Annotated in this window: 12 protein-coding genes; 9 read left to right on the top strand and 3 right to left on the bottom strand. The window is 57.6% G+C overall.

All coding sequences use genetic code 11. From position 1 onward, the window contains the following. Positions 1–34: 34 nt before the first annotated feature. Positions 35–2743: a magnesium-translocating P-type ATPase gene (mgtA, locus tag N5C09_RS16440; RefSeq protein WP_279749462.1), complete on the bottom strand. Its 2709-nt coding sequence runs from the start codon at positions 2741–2743 to the stop codon at positions 35–37. 387 nt (positions 2744–3130) lie between these two features. Between mgtA and treR the strand changes: the two genes are divergently transcribed. From treR to N5C09_RS16460, 4 genes are all read left to right on the top strand, one after another. Next, positions 3131–4078: a trehalose operon repressor TreR gene (gene treR / locus N5C09_RS16445; protein WP_063867230.1), complete on the top strand. Its 948-nt coding sequence runs from the start codon at positions 3131–3133 to the stop codon at positions 4076–4078. Between the two features lie 125 nt (positions 4079–4203). Then, positions 4204–5622, top strand: a complete 1419-nt coding sequence (gene treB, locus N5C09_RS16450) for a PTS trehalose transporter subunit IIBC (protein WP_279749512.1) — start codon at positions 4204–4206, stop codon at positions 5620–5622. A 51-nt stretch (positions 5623–5673) separates the two neighbouring features. Then, positions 5674–7329: an alpha,alpha-phosphotrehalase gene (treC, locus tag N5C09_RS16455; RefSeq protein ID WP_279749463.1), complete on the top strand. Its 1656-nt coding sequence runs from the start codon at positions 5674–5676 to the stop codon at positions 7327–7329. A gap of 134 nt (positions 7330–7463) precedes the next feature. Beyond that, entirely contained in the window at positions 7464–8210 is a 747-nt protein-coding gene (locus N5C09_RS16460; protein ID WP_063450980.1) for an oligogalacturonate-specific porin KdgM family protein, read from the top strand. Between the two features lie 8 nt (positions 8211–8218). Here N5C09_RS16460 and N5C09_RS16465 read toward each other — a convergent pair whose 3' ends face one another. Then, entirely contained in the window at positions 8219–8878 is a 660-nt protein-coding gene (locus N5C09_RS16465) for a MurR/RpiR family transcriptional regulator (protein ID WP_279749464.1), read from the bottom strand. A gap of 179 nt (positions 8879–9057) precedes the next feature. On the opposite strand from N5C09_RS16465, the gene N5C09_RS16470 reads away from it, so the two are divergent. The 5 genes from N5C09_RS16470 (at position 9058) to nrdG (ending at position 16697) form a co-directional block, all read left to right on the top strand. Beyond that, on the top strand, positions 9058–10458 hold the full coding sequence (locus N5C09_RS16470; RefSeq protein WP_279749465.1) for a fructose PTS transporter subunit IIB: 1401 nt from the start codon (positions 9058–9060) through the stop codon (positions 10456–10458). A 10-nt stretch (positions 10459–10468) separates the two neighbouring features. Continuing rightward, positions 10469–13066, top strand: a complete 2598-nt coding sequence (locus tag N5C09_RS16475; RefSeq protein WP_279749466.1) for a glycoside hydrolase family 38 C-terminal domain-containing protein — start codon at positions 10469–10471, stop codon at positions 13064–13066. Position 13067: 1 nt separating this feature from the next. Continuing rightward, positions 13068–13640: a fructose PTS transporter subunit IIA gene (locus tag N5C09_RS16480; protein WP_279749467.1), complete on the top strand. Its 573-nt coding sequence runs from the start codon at positions 13068–13070 to the stop codon at positions 13638–13640. A gap of 368 nt (positions 13641–14008) precedes the next feature. Then, the gene (gene nrdD, locus N5C09_RS16485; RefSeq protein WP_063450878.1) at positions 14009–16147 is read left to right on the top strand and encodes an anaerobic ribonucleoside-triphosphate reductase; all 2139 of its coding nucleotides are present in this window, start codon (positions 14009–14011) and stop codon (positions 16145–16147) included. Between the two features lie 85 nt (positions 16148–16232). Continuing rightward, positions 16233–16697: an anaerobic ribonucleoside-triphosphate reductase-activating protein gene (gene nrdG / locus N5C09_RS16490; RefSeq protein ID WP_279749468.1), complete on the top strand. Its 465-nt coding sequence runs from the start codon at positions 16233–16235 to the stop codon at positions 16695–16697. Positions 16698–16728: 31 nt separating this feature from the next. On the opposite strand, the gene N5C09_RS16495 is transcribed toward nrdG, so the two are convergent. Then, the gene (locus N5C09_RS16495) at positions 16729–18639 is read right to left on the bottom strand and encodes a PRD domain-containing protein (RefSeq protein WP_112792390.1); all 1911 of its coding nucleotides are present in this window, start codon (positions 18637–18639) and stop codon (positions 16729–16731) included. Positions 18640–18647: the final 8 nt, after the last annotated feature.

The following is an 18647-nucleotide window of genomic DNA, read 5'->3' on the forward strand; positions in this document are numbered from 1 at the left end:
ACCCGGCCTACGTCTGGATTGTGGCAAAATGAGCTTACTGCCACCCATATCGACGCGCATAGAATCCTTTCACCATCTGCGTCAGCACCATATAGCCCGCGAGGATCGCCACCAGCCACGGGAAGTAGCTCAGCGGCAGCGCCTGAAGTTGCAGGTAACCTGCAAGAGGCGAGAACGGCAGCGCGATCCCGAGCGCCATCACAATGCCCGTCATCACAATCAGCGGCCACGCGGCACGGCTCTGAATAAACGGAATGCGGCGGGTGCGGATCATGTGCACAATCAGCGTCTGGGACAGCAGCCCTACCACGAACCAGCCGGACTGGAACAGCGTCTGGTGTTCCGGCGTGTTGGCGTGGAACACAAACCACATCAGGCAGAAGGTCAGAATGTCGAAGATGGAGCTGATCGGCCCAAAGAACAGCATAAAGCGCCCCAGATCGGCGGGGTTCCAGCGCTGCGGCTTCTGGATCTGCTCGTCGTCCACGTTATCAAACGGGATCGCTACCTGAGAGACATCGTACATCAGGTTCTGGATCAGCAGGTGCAGCGGCAGCATCGGCAGGAACGGCAGAAACGCGCTCGCCACCAGCACGCTGAAGACGTTACCGAAGTTGGAGCTGGCGGTCATTTTGATGTACTTCAGCATGTTGGCGAAGGTGCGACGCCCTTCGATGACGCCCTCCTCCAGCACCATCAGGCTCTTTTCCAGCAGGATGATATCCGCCGCCTCGCGGGCAATATCCACCGCGCCGTCCACGGAGATGCCAATGTCCGCCGCACGCAGGGCCGGCGCATCGTTGATGCCGTCGCCCATAAAGCCCACCACGTGCCCTTCACGACGCAGCAGCGTCACAATGCGCTCTTTGTGCATCGGCGTCAGGCGGGCAAACAGCGTGGTGCGCTGGGCAAGCTGCGCCAGCTCGTCGTCAGAAAGCGTTTCGATGTCGCTCCCCACCACCACGTCGCCCGCGTCCAGCCCCACTTCGGAGCACACTTTGGCCGCCACCAGCTCGCTGTCTCCGGTCAGGATTTTGACGGTAATACCGCTCGCCTTCAGCGCCTTCAGCGCGGGGGCGGTGGTCTCTTTCGGCGGATCGAGGAAGGCGATGTAACCTTCGAGGATCAGGTCGGATTCGTCGATACGCTGATAGTCACCCTCGCGCGCGGGCAGGAATTTGCTCGCCACCGCCACCACGCGCAGCCCCTGACGGTTCAGGCTATCGGTGACGCGCTTGATGCGGCGCAGCATGGTGTCGTCCAGCGGCACGATCTCCCCGTTATGGCGCACCTGCGTTGAAACGTTCAGGATCTCCTGCAACGCCCCCTTGCAGATCAGCTGATGCACGTCCGGCTGCTCGCTCACCACCACCGACATGCGGCGGCGCTCAAAGTCGAACGGGATTTCGTCCACCTTCTGCCAGCGCCCAGAGAGCATGCGGGCAGACTCTTCATCCACGCCTTCCAGCACCGCCACGTCGAGCAGGTTTTTCAGCCCGGTCTGGTAATGGCTGTTCAGCCACGCGCTGTACAGCACGCGCTCGCTGGTCTTCCCGGCAATATCGGTATGATTCTCCAGCACGATTTTGTCCTGGGTCAGGGTGCCGGTTTTATCGGTGCAGAGAATGTCCATCGCGCCAAAGTTCTGGATGGCGTCGAGGTGTTTGACGATCACCTTTTGTTTAGAGAGTTTGACCGCCCCGCGCGCCAGCGTGGAGGTAACGATCATCGGCAGCATTTCCGGCGTCAGGCCGACGGCCACGGAGAGCGCGAACAGCGCCGCTTCCCACCAGTCGCCTTTGGTGTAGCCGTTGATCAGCAGGACAATCGGCGTCATGACCATCATAAAGCGGATCAGCAGCATGCTGACGCGGCCAATGCCTTTCTGGAACGCATTCGGCTCGCTCTCCTGCTCGCTGACGCGCCCGGCCAGCTGCCCAAACCAGGTGTTGCCGCCGGTGGCGGTGACAATTGCCTGCGCCGTGCCGCTGACCACCGTGGTGCCCATAAAGCACAGGGTGTCGCACTCGAGCGGGTTCATCTGCTGCGGGTCGCGGGTCCGCGCGACCTTCTCCACGGGCAGGGATTCACCGGTCAGTGAGGCCTGGGCGACGAACAGATCCCGCGCCTGGATGATGCGTAAATCCGCCGGGATCATGTCCCCCGCCGCCAGCTTCACCAGATCGCCCGGCACCAGCTGGTCAATGGGCAGCTCAACCCAGGCGTTTTCGCCGAGATCGTTAATCACGCGCGAGACGGTCGCGGTGTTGCTGACCATCGCCTTCAGGGCGTCCGCCGCTTTGGTGGAGCGCGCTTCCTGAATAAAGTTAAGCAGCGTGGAGATGCCCACCATCAGGGCGATCACGCCTGCGGCAAACAGATCTTCAGTGGCGTAAGAGATAATTCCGAGCACCGTCAGCAGCAGGTTGAACGGGTTGCGATAGCAGAGCCACAGGTGGACCCACCAGGGAGAGGGTTTCTGCGCCGGGATTTGGTTGTCGCCATGTTCCGCGCGGCTTTTTAACACTTCTTGCGCGTTCAGCCCTTCCGGGTGGCCGCCAAAGGCGCGCCAGACTTCGTTTTCATCCATCGCCGCCACGTTCAGGCAGCGCTCGGTCAGGGAAGCGGGAATCGTCGCTCCCGCCATGGTGTTGGCATTTGGCAGCGGATCGCGCGCAATCAGGCGGCGTGGCAGATGGCGGCTCAGCTGAGTAAACAGCTGCCGGGTGATATTTTTCAGCATAGTCATTCCCCCGCATCCGCAAAGGCGGACGCAGTCTTTCCCGCAGGCGTGGCAAAGCCTTACCTGTCAGGCACTTTATTTAACAAGCAGGAACGTATGAACGTTGCTGCCTCACGCCGGTGAGACAGCAAAAGGCTGGCTTACCGGAAAGAAGGTTTTCTCCTGGTCAGGAGAGGTACGGGATCGGGATCCATGTGGCCTCCGGTAAGTAAAAAGTAGAGTGTCGGCACGCAGTATAGAGATTTATCCATACCGTTTGTGGCTAATCGGGCGGTATTATAACGCCCTGCAAATAAACCAAACGTAAACCAGACTTTGCCCATAGCGAATTCGCAGGATAGCATTAGGCTCAATTGACCATTTTATCGTTGTTACAGGGAATACAGCATGCAGAACCGCCTTACGATTAAAGATATCGCGCGTTTAAGCGGCGTGGGGAAATCGACCGTCTCACGCGTGCTGAACAACGAAAGCGGTGTCAGCGAGCGCACCCGCGAGCGCGTCGAGGCGGTGATGAATCAGCACGGTTTTTCCCCTTCCCGCTCCGCGCGCGCCATGCGCGGGCAGAGCGATAAAGTGGTCGCCATTATTGTCTCGCGTCTGGATTCCCTCTCCGAAAACCTCGCCGTGCAGACCATGCTTCCCGCCTTTTACGAGCAGGGCTACGATCCGATCATGATGGAGAGCCAGTTCTCCGCGCAAATGGTGGAGGAGCATCTGGGTATGCTTCAGCGCCGCAACATTGACGGCGTGGTGCTGTTCGGGTTTACCGGCCTGAAAGAGGACGTGCTGAAGCCCTGGCAGCCGTCGCTGGTGCTGCTGGCGCGCGACGCCAGCGGGTTTGCCTCCGTTTGTTACGATGACGAAGGGGCGATAGTGATCCTGATGCAGCGCCTGTATGAACAGGGCCATCGGCATATCAGCTATCTCGGCGTGCCGCATGCCGACGTCACCACCGGCAAGCGTCGCCATGAAGCGTATCTGGCGTTTTGTAAAAAAAACAACCTCCCTGCCGTGGCCGCGCTGCCGGGGCTGGGCATGAAGCAGGGATATGAGCAGGTCGCCAGCGTGCTAACCCCGCACACCACCGCCCTGGTGTGCGCCACGGATACCCTTGCATTAGGCGCGAGCAAATATTTGCAGGAGCAGCGCATCGGGGAGCTGCAATTAGCGAGCGTGGGAAACACGCCGCTGATGAAGTTCTTACACCCGGAGATTATCAGCGTTGACCCCGGCTACGGCGAGTCTGGCCGTCAGGCTGCCGCGCAGCTGATCGAGCAGATCAACGGTCGTGCAGAGCCACGTCAGATCGTTATTCCTGCCCACCTCTCATAACCTCCTTGAATGGATTATTGTGATCTCCGCCCGATTTCGGGAACGTTCCCATTTTCGCCGTCACGCTGAAAGAGTAGGCTTGCGCTCAGGTCATTACCCCTATCAACCGGTCATGAGGTTTCATGATGAGTAAAGTCAAACAAGCAGATATCGATCGGCTTATCGTTCTTGTCGGCGGACGCGAAAACATCGCCACCGTCAGCCACTGCATTACCCGCCTGCGCTTCGTGCTGAACGATCCGGCCAAGGCCGATCCAAAGGCGATTGAAGAGCTCAAGATGGTTAAAGGCTGCTTCACCAATGCCGGGCAATTCCAGGTGGTGATTGGTACCGAAGTGGGCGATTACTATCAGGCTCTGCTGGCGACTACCGGGCACACTTCCGCCGATAAAGAGCAGGCGAAGAAGGCGGCGCGCCAGAATATGAAATGGCACGAGCAGCTGATTTCCCACTTCGCGGAGATCTTCTTCCCGCTGCTGCCGGCGCTGATCAGCGGGGGCTTAATTCTCGGCTTCCGTAACGTCATCGGCGACGTGCCGATGAGCGACGGCAAAACCCTGGCGCAGATGTACCCGGCGCTGCAAAGCATCTATGACTTCCTGTGGCTGATTGGCGAGGCGATCTTCTTCTATCTGCCGGTCGGGATTTGCTGGTCGGCGGTGCGCAAGATGGGCGGCACGCCTATTCTGGGCATCGTACTGGGCGTTACGCTGGTCTCTCCGCAGTTAATGAACGCTTACTTACTTGGTCAGCAGGTGCCGGAAGTGTGGAACTTTGGCCTGTTTACCATCGCCAAGGTGGGCTATCAGGCGCAGGTGATCCCGGCGCTGCTGGCGGGTCTGGCGCTGGGCTTTATTGAAACGCGCCTGAAGCGCATCGTGCCGGATTACCTCTATCTGGTGGTGGTCCCGGTCTGCTCGCTGATCCTGGCGGTGTTCCTGGCGCATGCCTTTATCGGTCCGTTTGGCCGCATGATTGGCGACGGCGTGGCCTTCGCGGTCCGTCACCTGATGACCGGCAGCTTCGCGCCAATCGGTGCCGCGCTGTTCGGCTTCCTGTACGCTCCGCTGGTGATCACCGGCGTGCACCAGACCACGCTGGCCATCGATATGCAGATGATTCAAAGCCTCGGCGGTACGCCGGTCTGGCCAATTATCGCCCTGTCTAATATCGCGCAGGCGTCTGCGGTCACCGGCATCATCATCGTCAGCCGTAAGCACAACGAGCGTGAGATCTCCGTTCCGGCGGCTATTTCCGCCTATCTCGGCGTCACCGAACCGGCGATGTACGGCATCAACCTGAAGTACCGCTTCCCGATGCTCTGCGCGATGATCGGCTCTGGTCTGGCGGGCCTGCTGTGCGGCCTGAATAGCGTGATGGCGAACGGGATTGGCGTCGGCGGCCTGCCGGGTATCCTCTCCATTCAGCCCGCTTTCTGGCAGGTATTTGCGCTGGCCATGGCGGTGGCGATTATCATCCCAATGGTGCTAACCACCGTGGTTTACCAGCGTAAGTTCCGTCAGGGCACGTTGCAGATTGTTTAATTCCCTCTTTCGGGGCGCAGTTGCGCCCCTTCGCATTTGCAGGAAAGCACTATGAATACCCTTCCTCACTGGTGGCAGAACGGCGTTATCTATCAGATTTACCCAAAGAGTTTCCAGGACACGACCGGCAGCGGCACGGGCGATCTGCGCGGCGTGACGCAGCGCCTGGACTACCTGAAAACCCTCGGCATTGGCGCCATCTGGCTGACGCCGTTCTACATCTCCCCGCAGGTGGATAACGGTTACGACGTGGCGAACTACACCGCCATCGACCCGACCTACGGCACGCTGGACGACTTTGACGAGCTGGTTGCCGAGGCGCACGGTCGCGGCATCCGCATCGTGCTGGATATGGTCTTTAACCATACCTCCACGCAGCACGCCTGGTTCCGCGAATCACTGAACAAAGAGAGTCCGTACCGCCAGTTTTACATCTGGCGCGACGGTACGCCGGACGTGCTTCCCAACAACTGGCGCTCGAAATTTGGCGGCAACGCCTGGCGCTGGCACGCTGAAAGCGAGCAGTATTATCTGCATCTCTTCGCGCCGGAGCAGGCGGATCTCAACTGGGAAAACCCGGCGGTGCGTGCCGAGCTGAAAAAAGTGTGCGAGTTCTGGGCCGATCGCGGCGTGGACGGTTTGCGTCTCGACGTCATCAACCTGATTTCGAAAGATCAGACCTTCCCGGACGATCCCTTCGGCGATGGTCGTCGCTTCTACACCGACGGGCCGCGCATTCACGAATATCTTCAGGAGATGAGCCGCGATGTCTTTACCCCGCGCAACCTGATGACGGTGGGCGAGATGTCTTCCACCTCGCTGGAGAACTGCCAGCAGTACGCGGCGCTCGACGGGCGCGAGCTGTCGATGACCTTTAACTTCCACCACCTGAAGGTGGACTATCCCGGCGGCGAAAAGTGGACGCTGGCGAAGCCGGACTTCGTGGCGCTGAAAACCCTCTTCCACCACTGGCAGCAGGGAATGCACAACAAAGCGTGGAACGCGCTGTTCTGGTGTAACCACGATCAGCCGCGCATCGTGTCGCGTTTTGGCGACGAAGGTGAACACCGCCTGGCGGCGGCGAAAATGCTCGGCATGGTGCTGCACGGCATGCAGGGCACGCCGTACATCTATCAGGGTGAAGAGCTGGGTATGACCAACCCGCACTTCAGCCGCATCACCGACTACCGCGATGTGGAAAGCCTGAACATGTTCGCCGAACAGCGGGCTAACGGCCGCGATACCGATGAACTCCTGGCGATTCTGGCGAGTAAATCCCGGGATAATGGCCGTACGCCGATGCAGTGGGATGCCTCGCACGGCGCGGGCTTTACCGCAGGCGAACCGTGGATTGGCGTCTGTGATAATTACGAAACGGTGAACGCCAGCGCGGCGCTGGACGACCCCGGTTCGGTGTTCTACACCTATCAGTCGCTGATTCGCCTGCGCAAATCTCTGTCGGTGCTGACGTGGGGGGATTATGAGGATCTCCTGCCTGAACACCCTTCCCTGTGGTGCTATCGCCGCCAGTGGCAGGGGCAAACGCTGATGGTGGTGGCGAACCTGAGCCGCGAGCGCCAGCAGTGGCAGCCGGCCCCGGTAGAGGGAGCATGGCGGGTGGCGCTCAGTAACTATGAAGAGGCTCCCTCCCGACCCGATACGCTGCAACTGCGCCCGTTTGAAGCCATCTGGTGGGTGCAGGAATAAATATCAGGAGGGACAGCATGCTGTCTCTCTTTTTTTATGTTTAGCGATACGCTAAATGTACGACGATAGCTTTTACATCATGGCATGCCAAAAATAAAAATAGCCCTGCTAATTAATAACCTCGGCAGGACATGATGAAAAAGACAATTATTAAAGTAACGTGTATTAGCGCATTATTATTGAGCACACAGGGATGGTGCGGAAATACGTCCGTCGACCTTCGCTTTGGCCATAATACGCGCTCTGACGTAAATGATTCACGTATTAAGGTTATGCATCAGGCGGATAACGGTTTTTACTTTTCCGTTGAAGCTGCACAAAACCACAACGATACTTTTTTTGGTGATACCGACCGAAATAACCCTGATGACAAAGGATTAACGGAGGCGGCACAGGAGATTGAAACGCGCTGGCGCTTCAATCTGGGCAATGGCTTTGCCGTTGCGCCTGGCATGGTGACGGTTTTCACCCCCAGTAATACCCACTATCGCCCCTTCATTCAGGGCTGGAAAGCGTTCGATAACGGTCTGAACCTCTCTGCCCGCTATCGTTATAACACCATTAATGACGCACACAGCGACAAAGAACTCGACGGCAGCGGCTATACCCGCCGTCAGTCACACCAGTTCGACATTTGGTTCGCCTATAACATTGGCAAATTCGGTATGTCCTATAACCCACGCTTCCGCTGGCAGGATAACGTCGATCAGGGAACCGGGGATGACACCTACTGGGAACATACCGTCGCGTTCAACTACAGCCTTGACGACGGCTGGACGCCTTACGTTGAGCTGGTGTCACTGGATAAAACCTATATCAACAATGACGGCAACCATGAAAATGATTATGCCGTACGTCTGGGGATAGTGAAGCAACTCTGACGGCCTGGCTACACCGTATCGTGCTGTAGCAACCTACAGCCGATACGGTCCACGGCGCTTAACAGTTCAAGCTGTCCTTCCCGCTGATACAGCGATACCGCGTTAATGTCGATCACTAGCGGCCAGCATAGCGATGAGATCGCCGCCAGCGTCGACCCCTCGCGGGTAATCGCAATAATCTTTAACCCTTTTCGTAGCGCGTTACGCGCCATTTCAATCAGCGACTGCGTCTCCCCGGATTTACTGATCAGTACCAGCGTCCCCTTCGATACCCGTGTCAGCTGGTGCATATCATTCAAAATGAGGTGCGGCAGACTCGCCAGGGATAAAAAACGCGACAGGTAGTTGAGGCTGGTGAGTGAAGCACCGCGCGCGTACAGATAAATATGGCTGGAATGGGTGAGCAGCCTGGACACCTCCGCCACAATATCGTCCGCCTGCGGCCCAGCGTCGGGTGCGGCAGGCGCTGGGGTAAAATGATCGCGTAAAAAACGATACCGAAGCTCGGTATAGCTTTTATAGCCCATTTTTTTACACACTCGATTAACGGATGTTGTCGTTGTAAAGGTATCCCGGGCAATCTCTTTTGCCGATATATTAGAAATATTAGACGCATGATACTGAATGTATTCAAATATCAAACGTTCACTTCCCTGAAATGAATTCATATATTACACCCTGTTTAATCCCGGCATGATATTAACATAACAGAAAAATAGCCTCTGGAAGACGCTTCACATAATGCAGCGTCGCGTATCACGATACGTAATTAGTATTAGCAAACATTAAAAACTGTTTTAGGTTCTGTTTATACTTTCCCGGTTTTCACATCCAGGGAATTATGAAAATGACGAAACAAAAAGTTGTCGCGGTGACGGCCTGCCCGACAGGTATCGCACACACCTTCATGGCGGCAAATAAAATTATTGCATGGGCTAAAGAGCATAATATTGAGGTTAAGGTCGAAACGCAGGGCAGCGACGGCGTAAAAAATCGCTTAACAAAACAGGATATCGCCTCCGCCACGGCCATTATTCTGGCCACCGACGTTCCCATTCAGGATGCCGAACGTTTTGAAAATATTCCCCATCTTCAGACCCGCACGCAAGCGCTGATCAAGCATACCGATCGCTATCTGCGTCAGGCCTTGGCCATGGAAAAAAACGTCACCGCCTCCTCCGTAGCAGACGACGAGCGCCAGCATTCAGCTTACCAGATTTTTATCGGCCATATTATGGCGGCCATCAGCTATATGCTGCCGGTTGTGGTCATGGGCGGGCTGATGATGGCGACGGCCAAAATCACCGGCCAATTTATCAACATCGACCATTCGCCGTTCAGCGTGTTGGATAAAGTGGGCTTTATGACCATTAAGTTCATGTATCCGGTTTTCGCCATGTACCTGGCATTTTCCATTGCCGGAAAACCGGCGCTGATCCCCGGACTTATCGGCGGCATCATGTCAGACGAGGTCTACAAACGCTTCTTTGATATTGAAGGCTTTATGCCGTCCGGCTTTTTCGGCGCGATTGGCATCGGCTTTTTCGTCGGCTATCTGGTGCGCTGGCTGAATGATTCCATTCACGTCCGCCAGCAGCTCACCACCATCAAAACTATGCTGGTCGTCCCGCTGATCACCGGCATTACGCTGGTGATGGTCATGGAATATTTGATTAACCCGATTTTTGGCTCGCTTAACCAGCTGATGGTGGTCTTTTTTACCTCGGCAGGTGACACCGGGCGCGGATTCTATTCCGCGATGATCGCCGCAGGCACCGCGTTCGACCTGGGCGGCCCGGTCAATAAGGCTGCGGGTTCAGTCGCGCTCGGCCTGAATGGCATGAGCGAGACGTTTGATTTAACCGCCCGCGAACTCTCCATCGTGATCCCCTCCATTGGCGTCGGCTTTGCCGCTTTTCTTAACGGCCGCTTTGGGCTACCGGATGTCTTTAGCCAGGAAGAGAAAACCGTTGGCAGCACCTCGTTATTGCTGGGCGTGATTGGTATCTCGGAAGGCGCTATCCCGTTCATCCTGAAAAACCCACGCCTGATCCCGGTGTTCATGACCGGTGCCGTCGCCGGCGCGCTGGTCGCCATCACCCTTGGCGTGAAGCAGACGCTGCCGCTGCCAGCCATCTGGGGCTGGCCGCTGGCGACCAACGTGGCGGGCTACCTGGCGAGCGTCTTTACTGGCGCACTGATTTGCGCTCTGGGCGTGCTCTATGTCAGCCCAAAGAACGCCAGCTAAGGGGAAGGTCATGAATCAGATCCACGTCATTGCCCATACGCACTGGGATCAGGAGTGGTATTTCACCCGTCAGGACAGCATGGTGCTGGCGTCATATAACTTTGCGGACGTCATCGACACGCTGGAGCAGGACCCCGCTTACAGCTGCTACCACCTTGACGGGCAGATGGCGGTAGTGGAGGATTTTCTCGCCATCAATCCCGATTATCGCGCCAGGCTGGAAAAACTGGTCAAAGAAAAAAGGATCTTTGTAGGGCCGTGGTATACCCAGACGGACACCTACAACGTGCATGGCGAATCCATTATTCGCAATCTCAAGTACGGCATCTTCGCCGCCCGTAAGCTGGGGCATGCCATGCAGGTTGGGTATCTTCCGGACACCTTCGGTCACAATGCGCAAATGCCCACGATTTTACAGGGCTGCAATATCGACAACATCGTCTTCTGGCGCGGCATCGATCACGACAGACAGGCGAAAAGCAGCCAGTTCCTGTGGCGGGCGCCGTCAGGTGCGACCGTTATTGCCTGCGCGATGGCATTCGGTTACGGCGCGGCTAAAAACATCTCTTCAGACGCGGGTCATTTGCAGGGAAAAATCTTCCCGATGGTCAATCTCCTGCGCTCGCGGGCCGGAATAAATGACCTGCTGCTGCCCTGCGGCGGCGATCAGGTCAGTATCGACCCGGGGCTGCCGAAAATTCTACAGATCGCCAGCGCACGCTCCCCCAATGAAGACCGGTACGTTATCAGTTCGCTGGAGCGCTACGTCGACATTCTGCGCGCGCAGCGTGAACAGTTTGAACGCTGGGAAGGAGAGCTGAAATCGCCGCGCTATACCCGCATCCATAAAACGATCGGCTCCGTGCGCTACGACATCAAAAAGAAAAATGATGATGTTGAGCAGTTCATCCTGCGACAGCTGGAGCCGACAATCGCCATGGCGCGTCATCAGGGGCTCCCGGTGAACCTCTCGGTGGTCGATACGCTCTGGAAGAAGCTGTTGCGAAGCCACGCCCACGACTCTATCGGCGGCTGTAATAGCGATACCACCAACCGCGACATTCTGCATCGGCTGGAGCAAACCGAACAGCTGTGCCACAGCCTGTGGAACCTGGTGGTAAAAACCCTGAGCGCCGCCTGCGCTGGGGAAGGCGACCTGCTGATTTTCAACCCGCTGGGCACCCCAACGCGACGCGTGGTGATAACCACACTCTATAGCCGGGCTGAAAATATCGCCCTGAAATATCAGGGACAGGCCATCCCCTTCGACGTCCTGAAAAGAGACGTTCTGCCAGGCGGAACGGCAGTCTCCCTTAACGCCGAAGGCGAATGTGAAACGCCCCTTCCCCCTTATTATCGCTGGCACGTTGCTGTGAAAACACCGGTTCTGCCGCCGGTCGGCTATCTCAGCATTAACGTTGAAGATGACCCGGCGCCTTTCCGGCAGCCTGAACAGACAACGGGCAGCGAGATAGAGAATGCGCATTATCGATTAACGCTGGACGACGGAACGCTCACCCTGCACGACAAACGCAGCGGCAGATGCATCCCCTCGTTCTTTACCCTTGAAGACTGTGCGGATGCGGGCGACAGCTACGATTTCTCACCGCTCGCGGGCGATACGCCGACGCGATGCGACCATTTCACGCTTGTCGACTGCCTGAAAACGCCGCTTGTCGAAAAGCTGATCGTTGAAGCCACCCTGTTTCTTCCGCCGGATCTCGCCGGACGCCAGGGTACTGCCCGAACGCCGTTACCCCTTCGTATGGAGTGCACATTACGCGAAGACGATCCGAACCTGTATGCGGACAGCTCGCTGGAAAACAACCACTGCGATCACCGGCTACGTTTACTAATCGGCAGCGATATTCACACCCGGCACGCTATCGCCTCGCAGCCCTTCGCGATAATCCAGCGCGAAACGGGGTATGACGAAGAAAACTGGCGAGAACACTATCGCGAAATGCCCGTGGATATCGAAACCAGCGAGGGAATCATTGCTGTTGCGGAAGCGGGCAAAGCGCTGGTGGTGAATAGCCGCGGCATGAAGGAGTTTCAGATAATCGGCAGCGCACCGGCTGCCATTGCCCTGACGTTGTTTAAATCCACGGGCGTGCTCGGGCGCAACGATCTCGAATGGCGGCCGGGCCGGGCGTCCGGCATAAATAATACGGTGGTCGAGACCCCCGATGCGCAGCTGCTGAAACCGTTGTGCTTCTCGTTCACCGTCGCGCTGGCCGACAGTGCCGATCATCTCACGCTTCGCCAGCTGGAAAATCAGGCAGCGGGACAGCCTTTCACCTATCAGCGGCAAACGCTGCATACGCTCGATCACCGCCTTGAGCGCTTTTCGTTGCGTCTGCCCGACCGCAGGCTTCCGGCAGAATTCTCATTATTGAGCCTGCCGGAGCCGCTCATTCTCTCTGCCCTGCCCCATGCGCAGCAGGCCCCTGGCACGGTCGTCCGGGTGTTTAACGCCGGCACGCAGTCGGTTCCCGTCCCGACAAGTCTGGCGGGGCTTCGTCAGATCAACTATCTGGAAGAGCCCGTGCAACCGGTAACGGCGATCTCCCCTTCCGCGACATGCGATTTTTTGATTGAGGCTTAATATGAACTTGCTTGCATTGACGCACCCCGATCTGGTTTTTATCAATCCGCCGCACCGTACGCCTGAAGCGCTGATCCGCTGGTTGGCCGAGCCGCTCGCCAGGCAAAAAATCATTAACGATGAAGCGGCATTTATCCAGAGCGTTTTACAACGCGAAAGTGAAGGCCCTACCGCGCTGGGCGAGGCGCTCGCGGTCCCTCACGGAAAAGCCGAGACGGTGCAGCAGGCGGCGTTTTGTCTGGCGCTCTTTGACGACCCGATAAGCTGGCCGGGCCTGGAAGGTGATGAAGCGGTCAGAATGGTCTTTCTGCTCGCCATCCCACCAGCGGAAGCAGGCAGTACCCATATGCAGCTGTTGACGTCGCTCACCAGCCTGCTGACGGAAGACCGGGTGCGGGAGCAGCTTCTGGCGGCGCGCACTCGGGAAGAGGCATTGTCCGTCCTGAATGCTGAAGAACCGCCAGAACAGGACGATGGCCCCGACCGCTCCTTTCTCATCCCCGTGGTGCTGGGCAGTATCGCTACCGCAGCCTTTTTACAGGCAGGGTTGAGCTGGATCTGCGGGGCGAGTTAACCGTGAAGCGCTCAGCTCACGCCGTGCTGAGCGCTTGTTTTTGTTGAATAATTAATCAGATTTTTCCTGCACGTATTTACAATTGCTCCAGCGCCCGCCGTTTGTACTCTCGTCTTTTTACTTTGTTCTGAATCAAAAAAATCGCAAACATGTTTGATGCAAATCACTATATGTAGCACTTAAAATGCCTCCCAACCCAACATATTGTATCTATCGTCTACAATTCCAACAACAAGACGGCGCTTACGCTGGCCGGAATTGTGGATAACACACGCTGGGAACGCGGGAAGCCTTTGGCGCGGCGGGAAATACGCCCGGTGAATACTTCCCCACCTTTGTGGATAACCTGTTTTTAAAATGGAGTGATCATGACACCGCATGTGATGAAACGTGATGGCTGTAAAGTGCCGTTTAAATCAGAGCGCATTCAGGAAGCCATCCTGCGTGCAGCTAAAGCAGCGGGAGTCGATGACGCAGATTACTGCGCCACCGTCGCAGAAGTCGTTAGCAGCCAGATGCATGAACGCAGCCAGGTCGATATCAACGAGATCCAGACCGCGGTTGAGAACCAGCTGATGGCGGGGCCATACAAGCAGCTGGCGCGCGCCTACATTGAGTACCGCCACGATCGTGACGTCCAGCGTGAGAAACGCGGTCGCCTGAACCAGGAGATCCGCGGTCTGGTGGAGCAGACAAACTCTTCGCTGCTCAATGAAAATGCCAATAAAGACAGTAAAGTGATCCCGACCCAGCGCGACCTGCTGGCCGGTATCGTCGCCAAGCACTATGCCCGTCAGCATCTGCTGCCGCGCGACGTGGTCTCGGCGCACGAGCGCGGTGAGATCCACTACCACGATCTCGACTATTCGCCGTTCTTCCCGATGTTCAACTGCATGCTGATTGACCTGAAAGGCATGCTGACCCACGGCTTTAAGATGGGTAATGCCGAGATTGAACCGCCGAAGTCTATCTCTACCGCGACGGCGGTTACGGCGCAGATCATCGCCCAGGTAGCCAGCCACATTTATGGCGGGACCACCATCAACCGCATCGATGAAGTGCTGGCCCCGTTCGTGACCGAGAGCTTCAACAAGCACCGTAAGACGGCGGAAGAGTGGCAGATCCCGGACGCGGACGGCTATGCGCGTTCCCGCACCGAGAAAGAGTGCTACGACGCGTTCCAGTCGCTGGAATATGAAGTGAATACGCTGCACACCGCCAACGGGCAGACGCCGTTTGTCACCTTTGGGTTTGGCCTGGGCACCAGCTGGGAATCGCGCCTGATTCAGCAGTCTATCCTGCGCAACCGCATCTCTGGCCTCGGCAAAAACCGTAAAACCGCGGTGTTCCCGAAGCTGGTGTTCGCCATCCGCGACGGCCTGAACCACAAGTTTGGCGATCCGAACTACGACATCAAACAGCTGGCGCTGGAGTGCGCGAGCAAGCGCATGTACCCGGACATCCTGAACTACGACCAGGTGGTAAAAGTCACCGGTTCGTTTAAAACGCCAATGGGCTGCCGCAGCTTCCTCGGCGTGTACGAGGATGAAAACGGCGAGCAGATCCACGACGGGCGTAACAACCTGGGCGTGATCAGTCTTAACCTGCCGCGCATCGCCCTGGAAGCCAAAGGTAATGAAGAGGCCTTCTGGACGCTGCTGGACGAGCGCTTGCAGCTGGCACGTAAGGCGCTGATGACGCGCATCGCCCGCCTTGAAGGGGTCAAAGCCCGCGTTGCGCCCATCCTCTATATGGAAGGTGCCTGCGGCGTGCGCCTGAAAGCGGACGATGACGTGTCTGAGATCTTCAAAAATGGACGCGCGTCGATCTCTCTCGGCTATATCGGCATTCACGAAACCATCAACGCGCTGTTCGGCGACAAGCACATCTATGACAGCGAGGCCCTGCGCGAGAAAGGCATCGCGATTGTGCAGCGACTGCGCGATGCGGTAGACCAGTGGAAAGAGGAAACCGGCTACGGTTTCAGCCTGTACAGCACGCCGAGCGAAAACCTCTGCGACCGCTTCTGCCGCCTGGATACCGCCGAATTTGGCATTGTTGAAGGGGTGACAGATAAAGGTTACTACACCAACAGCTTCCACCTCGACGTGGAGAAGAAGGTGAACCCGTACGACAAGATCGACTTTGAGGCGGCCTATCCGCCTATCGCGAACGGCGGATTTATCTGCTACGGCGAGTATCCAAACATCCAGCACAACCTGAAGGCGCTGGAAGACGTGTGGGACTATAGCTACCAGCACGTGCCGTATTACGGGACTAACACGCCAATCGACGAGTGCTATGAGTGCGGCTTTACCGGTGAGTTCGAGTGCACCAGTAAAGGCTTTACCTGCCCGAAATGCGGTAACCACGATGCAGCCCGCGTCTCCGTGACCCGCCGCGTGTGCGGCTATCTCGGCAGCCCGGATGCCCGTCCGTTTAACGCCGGCAAGCAGGAAGAGGTGAAGCGCCGGGTGAAACATCTGGGGAATGGGCAGATCGGTTGAGCCACTGCCGCATTTATGCCCGGTGGCGCTACGCTTACCGGGCCTACAATCCGCACTCACACTGTACCCGGCTTGGTTAACCGCTATGAACTACCATCAGTACTACCCCGTCGATATCGTCAACGGCCCCGGCACCCGCTGTACCCTGTTCGTTTCAGGCTGCGTTCACGAGTGCCCCGGCTGCTACAACAAAAGCACCTGGCGCCTGAACTCGGGTATGCCGTTTACCGCTGAAATGGAAGACCGCATCATCGACGACCTGAACGACACGCGCATTAAACGCCAGGGGATTTCCCTTTCCGGCGGCGATCCGCTCCATCCGCAAAACGTGCCGGATATACTGAAGCTGGTGAAGCGCATCCGCCGCGAGTGCGCGGGAAAAGATATCTGGGTCTGGACGGGATATAAGCTGGATGAGCTGAATGCGCAGCAGAAGGAAGTGGTGGATCTGATTAACGTGCTGGTGGACGGCAAGTTCGTGCAGGATTTAAAAGATCCGGCTCTAATCTGGCGCGGCAGCAGCAACCAGGTTGTGCATCATTTGCGGTAAATGAAGGCGGATATCCTTTATCCGCCTGGCTTCAAAACCGGCTCAAACTCTCCATCGCCTCAGCCTTAAACGCTGCAAAATCCTCGCACTGGCACAGGCGCGCCATCGCGCGCTCGCGCAGGAAAGTGACGAAAATGTCGTAAATCGCCATTGCCTCTTCGTATTCGCTTTTGCTGATGGCGAGCAGGAAAATGACGTGCGCCGTTTCATCCCCCCACTGAATGCCCTGCGGGGCAAGCACGGTGTAGACCACCGTTTTTTGCGCCAGCAGGCCGAGGGAGTGCGGCAGCGCGATGCCGTCCCCGAGCATGGTGCTGACAATTGCTTCACGCTCGATGACCGAATCCAGAAACTCCGCGCCGACAAAGCCTTCGCCTTCAAGCTGCCCGCACAGTTCGCGGAACAGCGTTTGCCGATCAACGGGCTTGTCGAGAATGCGGAAATGGGTCGCGTCGAAGTATTTCTCCAGCATCCACGGGCGGGTGCGGTCCACCAGAACCAGCTTGCCGATCTGCTCCAGCTGATAATCGGTCGGGAACGGGGCGATTATCACCACCGGCTTGGATTTTTCGCTCACGCGAGCGGTGGAGATCACAAAGTCTTCACCGATGGCATCCGCAAGCTCGTACTCGCGCAGAGTGAGCGTGCGCGTCACCTCAATCTGCGGGTATTTACGCTGAAGTACCGCCTCGATCATGCGCACCATCGCGTTACCGGCGTCGCACACCAGCAGCACGCGCGGCTGGCGCTGGTAGCCAATGTTGTAGTGGCGCTCCAGCCCCACGCCGATGTGCAGCACCAGAAAACCAATCTCGTTCTCGCTGATCGCATACGGCGTGTATTTCCCCCAGCTCGACACCGCCGCGAGGGTCATATCCCACGCCATCGGGTAGTGCTGCTTGATGTTGTCCAGCAGCGGATTGGGGATCATGATTTGATAGCGCACGCGGGTGATCATGGTTTTGATGTGCGTGAGCAGATCGGCGTGCAGCTGCGCATCGCTGAGCAGGTTGTAGTTATAGTGGGTGTTGATGTAGCGCAGGATATAGTTGACCAGCGCTTCGTCGTCGTCGGCGTTAATCGCGCTGGGGGCAATCTCCTGTATCTGCCGCGCCGCGATGTGCACGCACAGCCAGCTCTCTTCCGATGGCGCAAGCGCCTTGCCCGCCAGCTCCTGGATGGCTACCGCGATATCCTTCGCCGCCTCACGCACGTTCTCTTCCACGTCTTCCGCGTGGAATTCCGGCAGCGGATACCCCTCGCTGATGCGCCGCACCGACACCGCGCAGTACAGGCGCAGGAACAGCTCGCCTTCGTCGGTCAGACGAATGTGATGGCGCGTCAGCGCATCGTGCAGCACCGGCACCATCTTTTCCGCCACGCCCGCGTTCAGCGCCACGTCGGTCACCAGCGGGTTCAGGCTGTCCTGCTGCGCCAGTTCCCACAGGAGGTCGGTCAGGCAGGCGCGGATCGCCATCTCGCTGCCAAACAGCTTCATGCCGTGGCGCGGGCGGGTTTCCAGCGTCAGGTTGTATCGATGGAACCACTCGCGCACTTCCACCATGTCGCTCTGCAAGGTGGCGCGGCTGACGAACCACTCGTCGGCCAGATCCTCCAGCTTAAGGGAAAATGCCGAGGTGAGAAAACGCACCACCAGATAGTGCACACGCTCCGGCCCGGTTCGCGGAATGCGCAGCGCGCGCGGGTGGGAGGCCTGCAATTGTTGGTAGCGCTGGGCGTCATCAATTTTAAGCTGATAGCCGCTGCCGCGGCTCAGGATAAACTGCGCCCCGTGGCCTGCCAGCAGCGCGTTAAGGGCAGTGATGTCCGCCCGGACGGTTCGCGTGGAGACCGACAGCCGCTGCGCCAGCTCGTCCTGCGGCAGCGTCTCGTTTTGCAACAGATCGAAAAGTTGCGCTAAACGTTGGTTCGGAAATCGCACGTCGTTGT

The sequence above is a fragment of the Enterobacter sp. GD03975 genome (genome assembly GCF_029838645.1).
GTDB lineage: Bacteria > Pseudomonadota > Gammaproteobacteria > Enterobacterales > Enterobacteriaceae > Enterobacter > Enterobacter quasihormaechei.

What these genes read in the sequence shown, in the direction of transcription:
- nrdG (WP_279749468.1), top strand. Translation starts at nt 16,233, where the DNA reads ATGAACTACCATCAGTACTACCCCGTCGATATCGTCAACGGCCCCGGC.
- nrdD (WP_063450878.1), top strand. Translation starts at nt 14,009, where the DNA reads ATGACACCGCATGTGATGAAACGTGATGGCTGTAAAGTGCCGTTTAAA.
- N5C09_RS16460 (WP_063450980.1), top strand. Translation starts at nt 7,464, where the DNA reads ATGAAAAAGACAATTATTAAAGTAACGTGTATTAGCGCATTATTATTG.
- treR (WP_063867230.1), top strand. Translation starts at nt 3,131, where the DNA reads ATGCAGAACCGCCTTACGATTAAAGATATCGCGCGTTTAAGCGGCGTG.
- N5C09_RS16475 (WP_279749466.1), top strand. Translation starts at nt 10,469, where the DNA reads ATGAATCAGATCCACGTCATTGCCCATACGCACTGGGATCAGGAGTGG.
- N5C09_RS16470 (WP_279749465.1), top strand. Translation starts at nt 9,058, where the DNA reads ATGACGAAACAAAAAGTTGTCGCGGTGACGGCCTGCCCGACAGGTATC.
- mgtA (WP_279749462.1), bottom strand. Translation starts at nt 2,743, where the DNA reads ATGCTGAAAAATATCACCCGGCAGCTGTTTACTCAGCTGAGCCGCCAT.
- N5C09_RS16480 (WP_279749467.1), top strand. Translation starts at nt 13,068, where the DNA reads ATGAACTTGCTTGCATTGACGCACCCCGATCTGGTTTTTATCAATCCG.
- treB (WP_279749512.1), top strand. Translation starts at nt 4,204, where the DNA reads ATGAGTAAAGTCAAACAAGCAGATATCGATCGGCTTATCGTTCTTGTC.
- N5C09_RS16465 (WP_279749464.1), bottom strand. Translation starts at nt 8,878, where the DNA reads ATGAATTCATTTCAGGGAAGTGAACGTTTGATATTTGAATACATTCAG.
- treC (WP_279749463.1), top strand. Translation starts at nt 5,674, where the DNA reads ATGAATACCCTTCCTCACTGGTGGCAGAACGGCGTTATCTATCAGATT.